General features: G+C 57.5%; 15 protein-coding genes and 4 pseudogenes. 11 read left to right on the top strand and 8 right to left on the bottom strand.

From position 1 onward, the window contains the following. The first annotated feature begins 578 nt into the window (after positions 1 to 578). Entirely contained in the window at positions 579 to 779 is a 201-nt protein-coding gene (locus ACZ1HK_RS07155) for a helix-turn-helix transcriptional regulator (RefSeq protein ID WP_472628117.1), read from the top strand. Positions 780 to 1,304: 525 nt separating this feature from the next. Here the strand turns inward: ACZ1HK_RS07155 and ACZ1HK_RS07150 are convergent. From ACZ1HK_RS07150 to ACZ1HK_RS07135, 4 genes are all read right to left on the bottom strand, one after another. After that, positions 1,305 to 1,787 carry a DoxX family protein gene (locus ACZ1HK_RS07150; RefSeq protein WP_472628104.1) on the bottom strand — a complete coding sequence of 161 codons (483 nt, stop codon included), beginning with the start codon at positions 1,785 to 1,787 and terminating at the stop codon, positions 1,305 to 1,307. A gap of 73 nt (positions 1,788 to 1,860) precedes the next feature. Then, a complete protein-coding gene (locus ACZ1HK_RS07145; protein ID WP_472628103.1) occupies positions 1,861 to 2,250 on the bottom strand; it encodes a YybH family protein in 390 nt (129 codons plus the stop codon). Positions 2,251 to 2,291: 41 nt separating this feature from the next. Beyond that, positions 2,292 to 2,954, bottom strand: a complete 663-nt coding sequence (locus ACZ1HK_RS07140; protein WP_472628102.1) for a DUF4386 domain-containing protein — start codon at positions 2,952 to 2,954, stop codon at positions 2,292 to 2,294. A gap of 12 nt (positions 2,955 to 2,966) precedes the next feature. Beyond that, positions 2,967 to 3,947 (bottom strand): NAD(P)-dependent alcohol dehydrogenase, encoded by a 981-nt coding sequence (locus tag ACZ1HK_RS07135; protein WP_472628101.1) that lies wholly within the window; start codon positions 3,945 to 3,947, stop codon positions 2,967 to 2,969. 100 nt (positions 3,948 to 4,047) lie between these two features. Between ACZ1HK_RS07135 and ACZ1HK_RS07130 the strand changes: the two are divergent. The 3 genes and pseudogenes from ACZ1HK_RS07130 to ACZ1HK_RS07120 all read left to right on the top strand — a co-directional run. Then, a pseudogene (locus ACZ1HK_RS07130) lies at positions 4,048 to 4,221 on the top strand (LysR family transcriptional regulator); the annotation flags it as partial. 18 nt (positions 4,222 to 4,239) lie between these two features. After that, the gene (locus ACZ1HK_RS07125) at positions 4,240 to 4,929 is read left to right on the top strand and encodes a LysR family transcriptional regulator (RefSeq protein WP_472628116.1); all 690 of its coding nucleotides are present in this window, start codon (positions 4,240 to 4,242) and stop codon (positions 4,927 to 4,929) included. Between the two features lie 244 nt (positions 4,930 to 5,173). Beyond that, positions 5,174 to 5,923 (top strand): NERD domain-containing protein, encoded by a 750-nt coding sequence (locus tag ACZ1HK_RS07120; RefSeq protein ID WP_472628100.1) that lies wholly within the window; start codon positions 5,174 to 5,176, stop codon positions 5,921 to 5,923. A gap of 267 nt (positions 5,924 to 6,190) precedes the next feature. On the opposite strand, the pseudogene ACZ1HK_RS07115 reads toward ACZ1HK_RS07120, so the two are convergent. The 3 genes and pseudogenes from ACZ1HK_RS07115 to ACZ1HK_RS07105 form a co-directional block, all read right to left on the bottom strand. Further along, positions 6,191 to 6,967 (bottom strand): annotated as a pseudogene (locus ACZ1HK_RS07115) (ATP-binding cassette domain-containing protein). Beyond that, positions 6,967 to 7,962 carry an ABC transporter permease gene (locus ACZ1HK_RS07110; RefSeq protein ID WP_472628099.1) on the bottom strand — a complete coding sequence of 332 codons (996 nt, stop codon included), beginning with the start codon at positions 7,960 to 7,962 and terminating at the stop codon, positions 6,967 to 6,969. The pseudogene ACZ1HK_RS07115 and the gene ACZ1HK_RS07110 overlap by 1 nt, the downstream one beginning before the upstream one ends. A gap of 262 nt (positions 7,963 to 8,224) precedes the next feature. Then, positions 8,225 to 9,247: pseudogene (locus tag ACZ1HK_RS07105) on the bottom strand (substrate-binding domain-containing protein). Positions 9,248 to 9,425: 178 nt separating this feature from the next. Here ACZ1HK_RS07105 and ACZ1HK_RS07100 point away from each other — a divergent pair. Both ACZ1HK_RS07100 and ACZ1HK_RS07095 read left to right on the top strand, forming a co-directional pair. Then, on the top strand, positions 9,426 to 10,592 hold the full coding sequence (locus ACZ1HK_RS07100) for an ROK family transcriptional regulator (RefSeq protein WP_472628098.1): 1,167 nt from the start codon (positions 9,426 to 9,428) through the stop codon (positions 10,590 to 10,592). Positions 10,593 to 10,851: 259 nt separating this feature from the next. Next, positions 10,852 to 11,485: pseudogene (locus ACZ1HK_RS07095) on the top strand (tyrosine-type recombinase/integrase). Between the two features lie 197 nt (positions 11,486 to 11,682). On the opposite strand, the gene ACZ1HK_RS07090 reads toward ACZ1HK_RS07095, so the two are convergent. Beyond that, positions 11,683 to 12,096 (bottom strand): MerR family transcriptional regulator, encoded by a 414-nt coding sequence (locus ACZ1HK_RS07090; protein ID WP_153218054.1) that lies wholly within the window; start codon positions 12,094 to 12,096, stop codon positions 11,683 to 11,685. A gap of 76 nt (positions 12,097 to 12,172) precedes the next feature. On the opposite strand from ACZ1HK_RS07090, the gene ACZ1HK_RS07085 reads away from it, so the two are divergent. From ACZ1HK_RS07085 to ACZ1HK_RS07065, 5 genes are read left to right on the top strand one after another with little or no spacing between them, the layout of a single operon-like run. Further along, positions 12,173 to 12,580 (top strand): mercuric transporter MerT family protein, encoded by a 408-nt coding sequence (locus ACZ1HK_RS07085; protein WP_472628097.1) that lies wholly within the window; start codon positions 12,173 to 12,175, stop codon positions 12,578 to 12,580. Between the two features lie 15 nt (positions 12,581 to 12,595). Next, positions 12,596 to 12,898: a heavy-metal-associated domain-containing protein gene (locus ACZ1HK_RS07080; protein WP_253762077.1), complete on the top strand. Its 303-nt coding sequence runs from the start codon at positions 12,596 to 12,598 to the stop codon at positions 12,896 to 12,898. 10 nt (positions 12,899 to 12,908) lie between these two features. Next, positions 12,909 to 13,160, top strand: coding sequence for a hypothetical protein (locus tag ACZ1HK_RS07075; protein WP_472628096.1), 252 nt, complete (start codon positions 12,909 to 12,911; stop codon positions 13,158 to 13,160). Then, positions 13,157 to 13,543: a mercury resistance system transport protein MerF gene (gene merF, locus ACZ1HK_RS07070; RefSeq protein ID WP_472628095.1), complete on the top strand. Its 387-nt coding sequence runs from the start codon at positions 13,157 to 13,159 to the stop codon at positions 13,541 to 13,543. Before ACZ1HK_RS07075 ends, merF begins: the two co-directional genes overlap by 4 nt. After that, positions 13,540 to 13,677, top strand: coding sequence for a hypothetical protein (locus ACZ1HK_RS07065; protein WP_472628094.1), 138 nt, complete (start codon positions 13,540 to 13,542; stop codon positions 13,675 to 13,677). Before merF ends, ACZ1HK_RS07065 begins: the two co-directional genes overlap by 4 nt.

The following is a 13,677-nucleotide window of genomic DNA, read 5'->3' as shown; positions in this document are numbered from 1 at the left end:
CACCAACAAATCTACGTAAGTTTCTGGTTTCAAACAAAAAAGGCGGGTTCAACGTTTTTGGCCCACCCTTAAGTCCACCCTTTCTGCTGCGCCGGTATGTTCTGCCGAGTTCGCCCGTGAGAAGGCGCCTGGATTCTCTGGAAGTCAGATTCGACTCTTCAGGAATCTATGGTCTGACCGCCCCTCGGATTCGACTCTTTACGGTTTTTTGTATAGATTCTAGGTGTATGGAAAAAACTTGGAAAAGCCCCGGACTACGTAATCAAGAGCCTCGTAGAACGATACTATTTGTCCGCCGATAGCGGCATAGCAGTACGAGAAATGCTTGAGACCCTAAGCCACGAAGACGCGCATGAAGAGCTCAGGTTTTCGCGGGAGACTGTTACCGTAACGATGACAATCATCCGCACTACGACGTCAATCGACGCAATTACCCGCGTGTAGAGGAAGGCGACTACGTGGCTCGCTAATTGGCGGAATTTGGTATTGCCGGTTTAATCGGCTACGCTTGCCCTCTCTCGGGAGACTTGTCGAAACCTGAGGGCATCGCGTTGCTCTCCAATCATGGAGAAATCGTGATGCGGATACTTTCAAAGCGTCAGACTGAAGGAGGCCTGGTTCTGTACTCACCCCAACACATTGCCCGCCTGGAGAAGGCCGGGAAATTCCCACAGCGGATCATCCTGGGCCCGAACCGGGTTGGCTGGTTAGAGAGTGAGGTTCTTGATTGGCTGCAGCAGCGTCTTGACGCGCGTGAGGAACCATACCGACACTCCTGATCTCAGGGCTGGGTGGCCAGGGTTGCAAACCTGGCCACCCGACACTTTCGGCCCATTGCGGTCACTCGATCATTGGCCTGGATGCTGCGATTGCAGGACCGCACAGCCGCCATTCGCTGCGATAGCGAAACCCGGGGCTCGGCGAATTCATTGTAGACGCGGACTTTGCCACCCTTCATGAGCTAAAGATGAAGGTCTGCAGTTGAACCCGGTCCGAAGCCAATTGAACTGCTCACAGTCTGCTTCTCTGGCTTCGAGGAAAATCTAAGCGTGCCACCGTATTCTGGCGGACGTGGATCCGAGCATCGAAGCTCCGGCGCAGATGATGTACGTTCGGCAGGATATGAAACCAAGTCAGGCAACTTCACCGGTTTTGCTGCCAATGTTCAAACAGGCGAACCTGTCGGTGTCGCAGTAGGAATTGGATCAGGCCGCCAAAGACGTAACACAAAGTATATCCTCGACAGAGTATAGTAAGGGTGTGCTCGCGTGCGACCACACCCAAAGGACATTTTTTGCCGTCATCTAACCCAGCGAAAAGTGAACCCTTCTCGGTCGTGCTACGTCTAGGCGCAAAACAAAGTACCATGTCCACCAGATTAGCAGCGCCTGCAAAGGCGCGCGGATCAGCAGATAGACGGGTCCCCAGACGTGGCCGCCCATGCCGGTATGATTGAACGCGGCGAAGATATTCACCGGGAAGAAGCCGATAAAGATGGCGATGGCGGCAAAACCGGCCAGTCTTCGGATTGCAGGGTGTAGGAGGGCTGCTGCAACGGCCAGTTCAAGAATTCCAGTGGCGTAGACCAGCGGCGTCGCAAAGGGGACAAAGGACGGCATCATCCGGGTCATGGCTTCGGTTTGGGCGAAATGCCCGACACCAAAGAATGCGAAGGCAAGTGCGATGCTGAAGACGCCACCGATGCGCACCTTGTCTGCCCCTCCGACAACCCAAGACACAAGAAGCGGCAGCAATAGCAGGCAAAGAATGATGATTGGCGTTGTCATGTTATTAATCTCCTGATCAATCAGCGTTTGTTTGGTTTAAGAATGTGAATGTCGCGGCGGATGCGCGTCGGTGTTACGCCGCATCCAGAAGGTCGGTGCCGTAGGAGTTGTCGACCGTGCAGAGCCAATTGCCATTGCCGTCTTGTCGAAAAACGTAAGTGGCCCGCCGTTTGATCGGCTCCTTGGCATCCCCAACAAGAAGAAGCGTTTCCATGATGACCAAGGCGGTGCCAGCGCCCTCGATCACCTGGGCGTCGCCTTGTGTGACGGTCAGCGCGTTCTGGAAATGCCTAGCGATGGCTTCGAATGCCTTTCTGATTTGCGGTTTGCCTCCTGCCATCTGACCGGGTTGCACAACGAGGACTGCGTCTTCTGCGTAGAAGTCCATAAGCGTGTCAAAATCTTCGGCGGTGATGGCTTGGTCAGCTTGTTTGATGAGTTCGAGAACTGTGTGAGCAGGCATTTGATGATCCTTTCTTGAAAGATGTTTGGTGAGGCTTGATCTCAGGCTGTCGCAGTCCGGCGGCCTTGCCCGGGCAGGAACAGCAGCCAGAGGCAAAAGGCCGTCTCGGCAATCAACGGCAGGACATAGGCGGGTGCGACGAGCCCGTGCAGGTCTGGCGCCAGAAAGCGCAGCACGCTTCCTGTCAGATAAACCAGCCCTGAGAGACCAATTCCGAGGCCCAAGAGGCGCGGGACAAATCCCGAGTTGATGGTCAGACAAGCGGTCAGAAAACAGTTCACCGCGAAGAAGATCAGACCAAGATCGTAACCGTATGTGTGTAGGGTGATGAAGCTGAGCGACAGATCGGCGTTGTCGACAATAAGCGCGGCTTGCAGGTTCAAAAGGCCCACAGCGATAATCCCAGACTGCAGCAGCCGAAAGACAAGTGCGCCCAGGGCCAGCCCCGCAGAGACAGGGCGTAACATCAGAAACAGTGAGACCGCCAAGGCGGCGTCGGCGAGTGCCATCACGACGTCTGCCATGATCGACAGGCGGAACCGTAGGGTTTCGACCGTGATGGCCTGCATCGTTTCCTCGGCCGATCCGAAAGTAATCAGCGGTCCCCGCAGCGCGACCTCTGATCCGACGCCGCAGAGGATGATGATGAGATAGCAGAGCCCGGCAAAGCGGGCTTGCTGCGGTGGTATGGGAAGCGTGTTCATAGCCATGCCTCCTCAAACCACAACGACATTGCCGCGCTTGCGGCCTGTCTCGACATAGCGATGTGCCTCCACCAGATCGGCCAGCGGATAGGTACGGTCCATGACGGGTGAGAACTGGTTTTTGGCCATCAGGGCGAGCACTTCGGTCAGTTCTTCGCGATGGACAGCCGGTTTCGACATGCCTGCTGCCGCAAACTTGGCCCTTTTGCTGCCGAACAGGCCTGTCAGAAGCATGTCGCGTAGCAGTCTCAGACCCAGCACCGGGCAGATGAATTGCCCGCCAGTCTTCAATGCAGATTTGGCTGCACCAAAGGACGAGACACCGAGGGTATCAAAGACCACGTCATAGGTGACACCGCAGTTCAGCGGGTCTTCGGCATGATAGTCAACGACCTGGTCCGCGCCCAGAGACCGCAAGAGTTCGGCGTTTCGGGCGCTTGCGGTTGCCGTGACATTGGCCCCCAAGGCCTTCGCAAACTGAACTGCCGCTGTCCCGAGGCTGCCTGATCCGCCGAGGATCAGGACGCTCTCCCCGGCGCGCAGGCTGGCGACGCGGGTTAGAAAGTGCCAGGAGGTCATCGCGCCATCAAACAGCGTGGCGGCCTCTTCGTATGTCACCGCATCCGGCTTCTTTAACAGACTTCCTGCCTGATCGACACAGATGTGGGTTGCATTTGCACCAAACTGCAGGCCCGCTTCACCGAAAACGGCATCCCTAATGGCGAACTCTGTGACGTCATCGCCAACAGCAACAATGTCCCCTGCAAAGCAGGTGCCTGACAAACCAGCACGCGGGCGCTTGAGGCCCAGAAACAGGCGCGCAAACTTCGGCTGGCCTGCCCGCATCAGACCATCGGCACGGGACACGGCAGAGGCGCGAATGCGGATAAGGACCTGGGTTGCGGTGGGTGTTGGCACCTGCCGGGTGATGGGTGTGAGGACTTCCGGGCCGCCGTAGCGAGTAACGTCCCAAGCATTGAATGTGGTTTCCATGATGATCTCCTTTGCGAATGCCAACGGAGATACCGGATTTAATTCGACCCAATAATTGACTAGGGTGAACCACATTGGATCAATAACGTTACATGCGCCTATGGACTGGAAGTCTCTCCCCGCCTTTCTCGCTGTTGCCCGGTCAGGATCGTTGCGTGCTGGCGCAGAGCAAATAGAGGGCACCCACGCCACGGTCCGTCGTCAGATCGAGGGGCTTGAGGCACAGCTGGGTACAACTCTTTTTCGTCGGAATGCAGGTGGCCTAACACTCACTGCAGCGGGACGGCGTTTGTTGCCACAGGCATTGGAAGCTGAGACCGCATTGCTGAAAGGGTTCAGCGCGGTCAAGGGTCTGGACAGGGAAGCGTCTGGGCGCATTCGCCTCTCTGTCGATCCTTTGACGGCGCACTACATGCTCGCTCCGGTCTTGGCCGCGTTTGCAGAGCTTTACCCGGAAATCGAAATCGAATTGAAACTGTCTTACTTCATCGATTCAATCACTAAGGACGAAACGGATATCTCAATTCGTCATGTGCTCGAAGTCGAAGAAGATGCGGTCGGACGCAAGCTCTTCCCGCTGTCCATCGGGGTGTTCGCCTCCCGCGACTACATCGACAAGACACTGCCCAAAGCAGGACCCAAAGGCGCTGGACTGACCTGGATCGGCTATGGCGACGTCCCGGAACTGCAGGCCATGATCGACGCAACGCCTTTCCCCAGAGCGCAAGTTCGGCACACCGTGGCCGACCCGCAAATGCACGTGCATCTTGCGCGCGCCGGGGCGGGCATGACCTTTATCGCCAGTTGGGTGCAACCTGTCTTCCCCGAACTCCAACGCGTTCCCGGCACCCAGATCGACCAACGGCGGTCCACCTGGATCCTGCTGCACGGCGACCTGCGCCGGATCAAACGGGCGCGCTTACTGGTAGATTATCTGAGCGCAGCTTTGCTGGAAAGGCGCGCGGATTTCATCGGCAAGTGACTGTCCGGGCAACATGCAAAGCTGCGGAACGGCGCAGCGATTATCCGCCAATCATGTTGCGCCGCCCAGTAGAGCACGGCCCGGAGCGGACATTCGTCGCACTGGCAGATGCCGCAATACTTCTTCCTAGAAGCGGACGTTCAGGCCACGCTGCATCCGCCATCTTGTTCTAGCTTTTGCCCAACGTTTCAATTCGTCTTACGTTGGGATTGGGCTGGCCACTGGACGGAGAACAAAAAAACCCTTGGAACTACTTCTAGTTTTGCTCGCCGTTGAGCCTGCGTTTCTTCATTTTTACCTGAAATCCCCAACTGTGATTGGTGCGGCAGGCGAACGACGCGTCAATGCGACGCTCCGCCGAAAACTAGATGAAGAAGACTACATCGTGCTCGAAGATCTCACCTTGCCAACCAGCCACGGCACGACACAAGTCGACCATATCGTCCTGTCACGCTTCGGTGTCTTCGTGATTGAAACTAAGAACATGTCAGGATGGATTTTCGGCGGCAAGACCCGAAGCCGATGGACGCAGGTCATGCGTCGCCACAAATCACAGTTTCAGAACCCCCTTCGCCAGAATTACCATCATGTAAAAGTTGTCCAAGACCTGCTTGACATAAGGCTGGACCAACTGGAAAATCTCGTAGCATTCGTCGGCTCAGCGGAACCAAAAACCGAAATGCCAGCTAACGTGTTTTGGAGCAGACGAGACCTATTCAACCACATAGCTTCGCGGAAATCCGTTCGGTTCACTGAAACTGAAGTGCGCGATTTTGCTCGCAAACTGCGCAACAGCGCTTTGGACGCCAACCAGGAAACACGGCGTGCGCATGTCCAGCACGTTCGTGAAAAAGCCATCCAAAGGGAGACTGACCTTACTAAATGCCCTCGATGTGGGTCGAAGATGATCGAGAGAGCCAATCGGAAGACTGGACAAACCTTTTATGGCTGTTCTCGATACCCCAAATGCCGGGGCACCCGACAAGTGAAATGACCTAGCGGGCCGACCGGCCCAAAGCCGACATTCGTGGCGCTCATCTTCGCTGCGATGCAGCGTTCCCCGAAGCGGACGTTGATAGTCGGCGCAAAAGTTCGAGGGTTTCAACAGCGTCGGCGTTGCCGAACATACCGTCCAATCTCAACGCAGACGAAAGATGCCGGTCGTCGCTGGGTGCCTGGTGCCGTGCGCGCGGCAGGTCAATGCTCACTGCAATGGCGTCTAGGCAGGTGCGCCAAGCATCAAAGCCAGCCTGCGCCGCGCCTAAGCCATTTGAACGCTCGCTGGAGCGTCCTTGGCGCCGGTCATGAAGGCGACTGCGTCTGACATCGTGTAGTCCTTTGGGTCCACGACACAAAGCCTGCGGCCCAGTCGGTGAACGTGGATGCGATCCGCAACTTCGAAGACGTGGGGCATGTTGTGACTGATCAGAATGATCGGAATGCCCCGCGACCGTACGTCTAGGATCGATCCAACACCTTTCTCGACTCTTTGACCCCGAGCGCCGCAGTGGGTTCGTCAAGGATAATGACCTTCGAGCCAAACGCCGCTGCGCGCGCCACGGCGACGCCTTGTCGTTGTCCCCCTGACAGCGTCTCAACAGCTTGATTGATGTTCTGGATCGTCATCAATCCTAGCTCATTCAGCTTCTCTCGCGCCTTGGCCTCCATCGCGGCCTTGTCTAGTTGCTTCAATATCGTTCCGCGCCAGCCAGGTTTGCGCAGGCTCGCGCCCCATGAACATGTTGTCTGCAATCGATAGCGCAGGGCTGACGGCCAACGTCTGATACACGGTCTCGATCCCGGCATGCCGCGCGTCGTTTGGTGAGGCGAAGGTAACCCGCTTACCTTCCAACTCGACCTCCCCTTGGTCCGGGACAACCGCACCCGATAGCGCTTTGATCAAGGTGGATTTGCCGGCACCGTTGTCCCCGATCACGGCCAGGATCTCGCCGGGATAAAGATCGAAGTCGCAGTTATCGAGGGCCACAACCTTTCCGTAGCGTTTGGTCAGGTTTCTGCCTTTGAGAATTGGTTCCATCACGCGGCCACCTTTCTGATCCATTGGTCGATGCCGACCGCCAAAATGATGAGCGTGCCGATCAACATGAAAGTCCATTGTGGGTTCACACCAGCCATTCCGAGGCCCAGCATGAAGACCCCCACGATGAGTGCCCCAAAGAAGGCACCCCAGATGGAACCACGCCCCCCGAACAGTGAGATACCTCCGATCACCACTGCGGTAATCGACTCGATATTGCCCTCGATGCCCGTCGAAGCACTGGGCGAGACCGAGGCAAACCGTCCGATCAAAGACCACCCCGCAATTGCGGCAATAAAACCGGCGAGCATGTAGACCGACATCAGCGTGCGCTTGACGTTCACACCGGCCAATTCTGCGGCTTCGGGGTCGTCGCCAACGGCGTAGACATGGCGCCCCCATGCGGTCGAACGCAGCATATAGGCCAGAATAAAGGTGAGCAGGATCAATGTCAGCACGCCGTATGTGATCTTGGTCTGCCAGATCAGATCCAGCAGGAATTGGTCGGTATCGTTGGGCCGTATTCGCTCGTAAACGTTGCCACGCAGGCCATCGATCCAGAGCACCGCCTGCTCGTTGGGCTTGAGCCCCAGCCATTGCAGCATCGGCGCGTCTTCACGGATGTCGCGGGCGCGGATCGTCTCGTTGCGGGAATAGATGTAATTGGCCGCCAACACGATCTGCCACACGCCAAGTGTGGCGATAAAGGGTGGTATCTTGATCCGTGTGACTAGCCATCCTGATAGCGCTCCTATGGCCGCACCGGCTGCAAGCCCGCAGGCCACAGCAACAGCGGGCGGAATGCCATAGCGAAACGTGAATTGCCCCATGATGACGGAACAGAAAACGGCGATTGCACCCACAGACAGATCGATGCCTGCCGTCAGGATCACCAAAGTCTGGGCCAAGGCAAGAATGCCGACAATCTGGATCTGCTGGAACACCAACGTCATTTGCGGCAAGAACCGGGGCCCAAGCCAGCCCGTGAATATCATGATCGCGCATCCTAGTACGATCAGGGGCACGAGCGACGGCGTTTTGTGAAGCGCACTTTGAAGCGCATCAGGAGAGACTTATTGTCGAGCCTCAAAGCTTGCAACGCTTTGCTCTGCGCCTTTCAGGCCGTCTTCAAAATTGTCGGAACGCTCCGTCATTGTCTTGCCCCTGTCTTCCATCGGTCGCGGTCGAGATTTTCAAGCAGCGGACCGTGGCCCGCCCTTCTTCTAGCATAATGTCGGGCCATACACGCCGATCAAATTAGCCCCAGCAAAGGTCGGCACCCTCTTCGACCGTGATGCTGTCGAGACCGTCAACCGGTTCGAGCTTGCCACAAGCGCCACGCCAGTGTCGAAGAAGTCGAGACCGGGAGTGTTTTCCGGCAACGTGCCATCTTCGGCAAAGGCTGCAATGGCTTCAATGCCAAGGGAGGCCATCAGCAGTGGATATTGCTGTGACGTGGCGCCGATCACGCCATCCGCGACGTCGGCAACACCGGGGCAGCCACCGTCAACGGAGACGATCAAAACATCATCCTGACGGCCGACAGCCACGAGAGCCTCATATGCACCGGCTGCGGCGGGTTCGTTGATGGTGTAGACAACGTTGATGTCGGGGTCTGCGGCAAGGCAGGTTTCCATTGCGGTGCGGCCGCCTTCCTCGTTGCCTGCAGTGACTTCGTTGCAGATGATCCGCTCATCAGTCTCATCGCCCCACAGGCTCGGATCGACCACGTCAATGCCAAAGCCGGTCAAGAAACCTTGGTCGCGTAGCACGCCAACGGTGGGCTGGCTGATGGCCAGATCAAGCATGGCTATCCGCGCGTCTGCGGCAGCGTCGCCCAGCGCACCCGCGGCCCACTGACCGATCAGCTCGCCCGCTGCGAAGTTGTCGGTCGCAAAGGTCGCGTCGGCGGCGTCAATCGGCTCCAACGGCGTGTCGAGCGCGATCACAAGCGATGCCTGCGGCGCGGGCTTCTTCCACTGCGGGAACGATTGCAGCAGTGTCGGATGCGGTGATCAGGATGCCGGATGCGCCATTCGCGATGCAGGTTTCAATCGCAGCAACCTGGGCTTCGTTGTCGCCGTCCACCTGACCGGCGTAGGAGTTCAAAGTGATCCCTAGTTCGGCTGCAGCGGCCTCTGCGCCCTGACGCATCATTACGAAAAATGGGTTGGTGTCGGTCTTTGTGATAAGGCAGGCGGATACGCCGTGCCCGTCCGCCATCGCCGCACCCGTTGTCGCAACGGTAGCCAGCGCAGAGCCGATCAGTAGCTTTTTCATGGTGTCCTCCCAAGACAGTTTTCCGGCAGCTGTGCGCTGCCTGATCAGCGATCCCTCCTCAGGTCGCTTGCCTCCAAAAGTCACGATCTGAGCGGGCCTGTCAATTAATTAGTTAACTTTCCTTATTAAAGAGAATCCTCTAGGATGAGGCGCAGAAAGAAGGCATTAGTAGTCGCCAATGGAAGACGGATTGGTCAGATCGCTCAGCTTCGGGTTGAGCCAACGTGGTGTTCGTGACCACAATGAACGGCTTTTGCTGTCGCTGATCCAACGTCACGGTGGGATGCCGGGCAGCGACTTGTCGCGGCGCGCCGGATTATCCCCGCCAACAGTGTCTAGCATTTTGCGCAGGCTCGAGTCGGAGGGCCTCGTGCGGCGCGGCGACCCGGTGCGCGGCAAGGTTGGAAAGCCATCGATCCCAATGCATCTGGATCCAGAGGGTGCGTTTTCGTTTGGCCTCAAGATTGGGCGACGCTCAGCAGAACTCGTATTGATCGATTTCACCGGCACTGTGCGTCACGAGAGAAACCTCACCTACATGCGTCCGACACCTGCCGACATCTTTGCATTTGTCGAAGATGGCGTGCACGGCATCGGCTTCGAAATGAGCGGCGCGCATCGACAAAGGATATGTGGGTTCGGTGCGGCCGCTGCGTTCGAGCTTTGGAACGCCCAGGACGTCAGCCCTGGTGGCGTTTTTGCAGACTGGCAAAATGTAGATCTGAAGAGCCAGCTAGAGGATCGGATCGACCTCCCCGTTCTGCGGCTCAACGACGCCACCGCTGCCTGTCAGGCGGAACACACCTACGGACGCGGAAAGGAGTTCCAGGACTACGCATACTTCTTCGTTGGGGCCTACATTGGCGGTGGAATTGCGCTCGACAACGCGGTCTACGAGGGGCGTCAAGGCAATGCCGGCGCATTAGGCTCGCTGCGCAGCATCGGACCCAACGGTGAAAGTATGCAATTGGTCGAAATGGCCTCAATTCACCAGCTAGAACGCCGCTTGCACGAAGTCGACATGGACCCACGGCAGCTTTGGACCGATCCTGATAGCTGGCGCAAGTTAACTCGTTACGTTGATCCCTGGCTGGGGCAAACCGCACAGGAACTGTCCAAGGCGGCCTTGTCTACTTGTTCCGTCATCGATTTTGAGGCGATCCTGATCGACGGCGCGTTCCCTGAACACATTCGCGATGAATTGGTCGAACGAGTCAGGCGCTACGTCGTCACCCAGGATACGCGCGGCCTGATCTGTCCGCGCATCGAAGCAGGCAGTATCGGAAAAAAAGCCCGCGCCATTGGCGCGGCAGCACGTCCTATCGGAACCCAGTTCTTGCTTTAGCGGAATTTCCTTCACTTGGCAGAGTCGTGCGAACTTGCGGTTGCTGGTTCGGCGTTGGGTCAAATCTCAAATTATTCGAGGTCTGCACTAACTCGCGACAGGATCTGCTTGGTGTCTGTGTCTCTAGGGTATTGCTTTTCGCATTTAGTAGGTTGGGCTCAAACTCGTCCTCGGATGCGGCACGGCATTCTGTGATATGTTGCCTTGGTCAACGTCATGTTGGCGTTGTGGTAGGGCATGGCGGATCGGAGGATCAGTCATGGAAACACCAAACTTACCTGCCATTCGTGCGCTGCGACCAGCCTGGAACAAAGGCCGTATCGTTGGTCAGAAAAGGCCACTCAAGCCAAAGCATGTCTGGGCAATCCGTGTTCGACTTGAATTGGCCGAGAACCATCGAGACCTCGCCCTGTTCAACATGGCGATCGATAGCAAGCTGCGCGGCTGTGACCTTGTGAAGATGAAAGTCGTGGATGTGATGGCATCAGGTCAGATCAAGGAACGCGCCTCTGTACTGCAAAGCAAGACACAGAAGCCCGTCCGCTTTGAGATATCCGAAGGCACACGCGCCTCGGTCGAGAAATGGATGGAAGATGAGCCTCATGGTTGGCTCCGAGTACCTTTGGCCTGGACGCTTCCACGAGCGCTTGCATATCTCGACACGCCAGTATGCGCGGATCGTCCGCGACTGGGTCACATCAATCGGTCTGGAGGCGAGCGCTTATGGCACGCACTCAATGAGGCGAACAAAGGTGACCCAGATCTACAAGAAGACCGGTAACTTGCGGGCGGTTCAGCTTCTCCTTGGTCATACCAAGATGGACAGCACTGTCAGGTACCTGGGCGTCGAACTGGAGGACGCGTTAGCCATCGCCGAGGCGATTGAAATCTAGCAACTTCGGGCCGTCTTCAAGGACGGCCCTTAGCAGACATTCACCGACCAGGCTCGGATGCTGCGGTCGCAGTCCGCATTGCCGACATTCGCTGCTAGCGCAAAATTCAACGGTGGCCAAACTCACAGTCTGCGGGACTTTTCGGGCTTTCGCTGCGCCGTTCACGAAGGTCCGCTGCCCCCTCTTCACAGGGCGGACTAAGCATCGAGTAAGGCGTCGATCACCGCGCATTCCGGGGCAGCATCGCCGGTGCATCGCGCAACAGTGTCCGACAGGACGCGCTCGATGCGCTGCAGATCGGCAATCTTGGCCTGAACGTCAGTCAGATGATCTTCGGCGATGATCTGCACCTCGGCGCATGTCCGGGATCGGTCATCGACCAGCCCAAGCAGCCCGCGAACCTCTTCGAGAGAAAAGCCTAGATCGCGGGACCGCATGACGAATTTCAGCCGCTTGACGTGGGCATCGTCGTAGCTTCGGTAACCCTTCGTACTGCGCGGCGGGTCCGGCATGATCCCGATTTTCTCGTAGTAGCGAATGGTTTCCAGGTTGCAGCCCGTTGCGCGTGCCAAATCACCCCGCCGAATTGATCTCACGCTTGTGTTACTCATTTCGCAAAAAAACCCCTTGAGCCTGTATCAGCTACAGACCCTAGAACGGTGGAAACATCTGTTCAAGGAAGATTCGATGGAACAACATTTGGCAGAACTGCCGCAATCTCGGTCGCAGAAAACTGGCGACGAAACCACCAAGGGATGGGGCGTGACCGGCCTCGGCGTCATTGGTGCGCTGGCGATGACTTCTTGCTGCATCCTTCCATTGGTGCTGGTCAGCTTTGGCGTGACAGGCGTGTTCATCGCGCGGCTCGGGGCGCTCTATGCCTACAAATGGTACACCTTCGCGCTGAGCGTCGCGTTCTTGGGATACGGCTTCTACAAGGCTTACAAGCCCGTAGATGCCGAGTCCTGTGCCGACGGCACCTGCGCGCGCCCCATCGACCGCCGCATCATGCGGGCAACCCTCTGGGCCGCTTCCGCGATTGTCGCTGTCGCGATGATCTTTCCCTACCTCACCCCCTTCATCCTGAAATTCTGAACGAGGACCATGACCATGAAGCACCTCCTGATATCTGCCCTGACCGTCGCCGCACTCTCAACTCCGTCTTTCGCCGAAGAGCGTCAGGTCGAGATCGCCGTCAGCGATCTGACCTGCCCGTCCTGTTCGTTCATCGTCGCCAGTTCCATGCGCGGTGTTCCTTCGGTCGAGATCGCCGAGTTCGAGGACGGCCCAGAATACGGACAGGGCGTTTACAGCGTGACCTACGATGACGCCGAAACTTCCATCGAAAGCATCATCGGCGCGGTGACGGCCAATGGCTATCCGGCGCACGTGCTGCCCGACACAGCCTCCTGAGCCGTCTGCAATGCGTGACAATTTGATGGGTGGCCTACTGGCCTTCGGAGTAGCGGCTCCGGTTCTGGTCGTTTGCTGCGGCGGCGGTGCAGCCGTGCTTGCGGCGTTGTTCGGCGGGATCGGTGCCTGGCTCTCGGGGATGAACGGCATAGCCGTGCTGGTTCTGGCGGGCCTTTCCTACTTGATCGTCCGCGCACTGCGCCGTTCGCATATGAAACGGGTTTCGAGCACCGAAACATCACAACGAAAGACAGCCCCTTGACCGCAACACCTGAAAATTCCGACCGCTTGCTGAAATGGGGACTTGGCGGTGCGCTGTTCGCCGCGCTCTGCTGCTTTACGCCGCTCCTGGTCGTCATCGTCGCTGGTGTCGGATTGTCGGCCCTCACGGGTTGGCTCGACTACGCCCTGTTCCCGCTGCTGTTCTTCTGCCTCGCCGTGGTGGCGCAGGCCCTTTGGCTGCGCGCTGGCAAACCCGGACCGGCCCCGAAACTGTGGGCCACTGGTCTCGCGGCGGTTCTTTCGATCCTGATCATTCTCTTTGAGTTCAGGTTCGCAATACGGATCACAATCGGCGTTTTCGCCGCCACAGCACTCTACGCGGTTCTCCTGAACCGTGCGCAAAAGAAAGGATCGCTCTCATGATGATGGGATGTTGCACCGCCACCGGCATGGTCTTCGGCCTTCTTGGTATGTTGACACCGCTGATCGCCATCGGCGCGATCATATATCTGTTCGCCGCCAAATCGAAAAACCCCGAACATGGCGAGGCGCGCTGA

Source organism: Gymnodinialimonas sp. JB5-7, assembly GCF_055693405.1.
The sequence above is the reverse complement of the archived record's forward strand: the minus strand, read 5'-3'. Positions and strand labels throughout refer to the sequence as shown.

Excerpts from the sequence above, each read along its gene's own strand:
- ACZ1HK_RS07075 (WP_472628096.1), top strand. The coding sequence starts at position 12,909 with ATGCGTGACAATTTGATGGGTGGCCTACTGGCCTTCGGAGTAGCGGCT.
- ACZ1HK_RS07110 (WP_472628099.1), bottom strand. The coding sequence starts at position 7,962 with ATGATATTCACGGGCTGGCTTGGGCCCCGGTTCTTGCCGCAAATGACG.
- ACZ1HK_RS07100 (WP_472628098.1), top strand. The coding sequence starts at position 9,426 with ATGGAAGACGGATTGGTCAGATCGCTCAGCTTCGGGTTGAGCCAACGT.
- ACZ1HK_RS07080 (WP_253762077.1), top strand. The coding sequence starts at position 12,596 with ATGAAGCACCTCCTGATATCTGCCCTGACCGTCGCCGCACTCTCAACT.
- ACZ1HK_RS07090 (WP_153218054.1), bottom strand. The coding sequence starts at position 12,096 with ATGAGTAACACAAGCGTGAGATCAATTCGGCGGGGTGATTTGGCACGC.
- ACZ1HK_RS07065 (WP_472628094.1), top strand. The coding sequence starts at position 13,540 with ATGATGATGGGATGTTGCACCGCCACCGGCATGGTCTTCGGCCTTCTT.
- ACZ1HK_RS07150 (WP_472628104.1), bottom strand. The coding sequence starts at position 1,787 with ATGACAACGCCAATCATCATTCTTTGCCTGCTATTGCTGCCGCTTCTT.
- ACZ1HK_RS07155 (WP_472628117.1), top strand. The coding sequence starts at position 579 with ATGCGGATACTTTCAAAGCGTCAGACTGAAGGAGGCCTGGTTCTGTAC.
- ACZ1HK_RS07145 (WP_472628103.1), bottom strand. The coding sequence starts at position 2,250 with ATGCCTGCTCACACAGTTCTCGAACTCATCAAACAAGCTGACCAAGCC.
- ACZ1HK_RS07135 (WP_472628101.1), bottom strand. The coding sequence starts at position 3,947 with ATGGAAACCACATTCAATGCTTGGGACGTTACTCGCTACGGCGGCCCG.
- ACZ1HK_RS07140 (WP_472628102.1), bottom strand. The coding sequence starts at position 2,954 with ATGAACACGCTTCCCATACCACCGCAGCAAGCCCGCTTTGCCGGGCTC.
- ACZ1HK_RS07085 (WP_472628097.1), top strand. The coding sequence starts at position 12,173 with ATGGAACAACATTTGGCAGAACTGCCGCAATCTCGGTCGCAGAAAACT.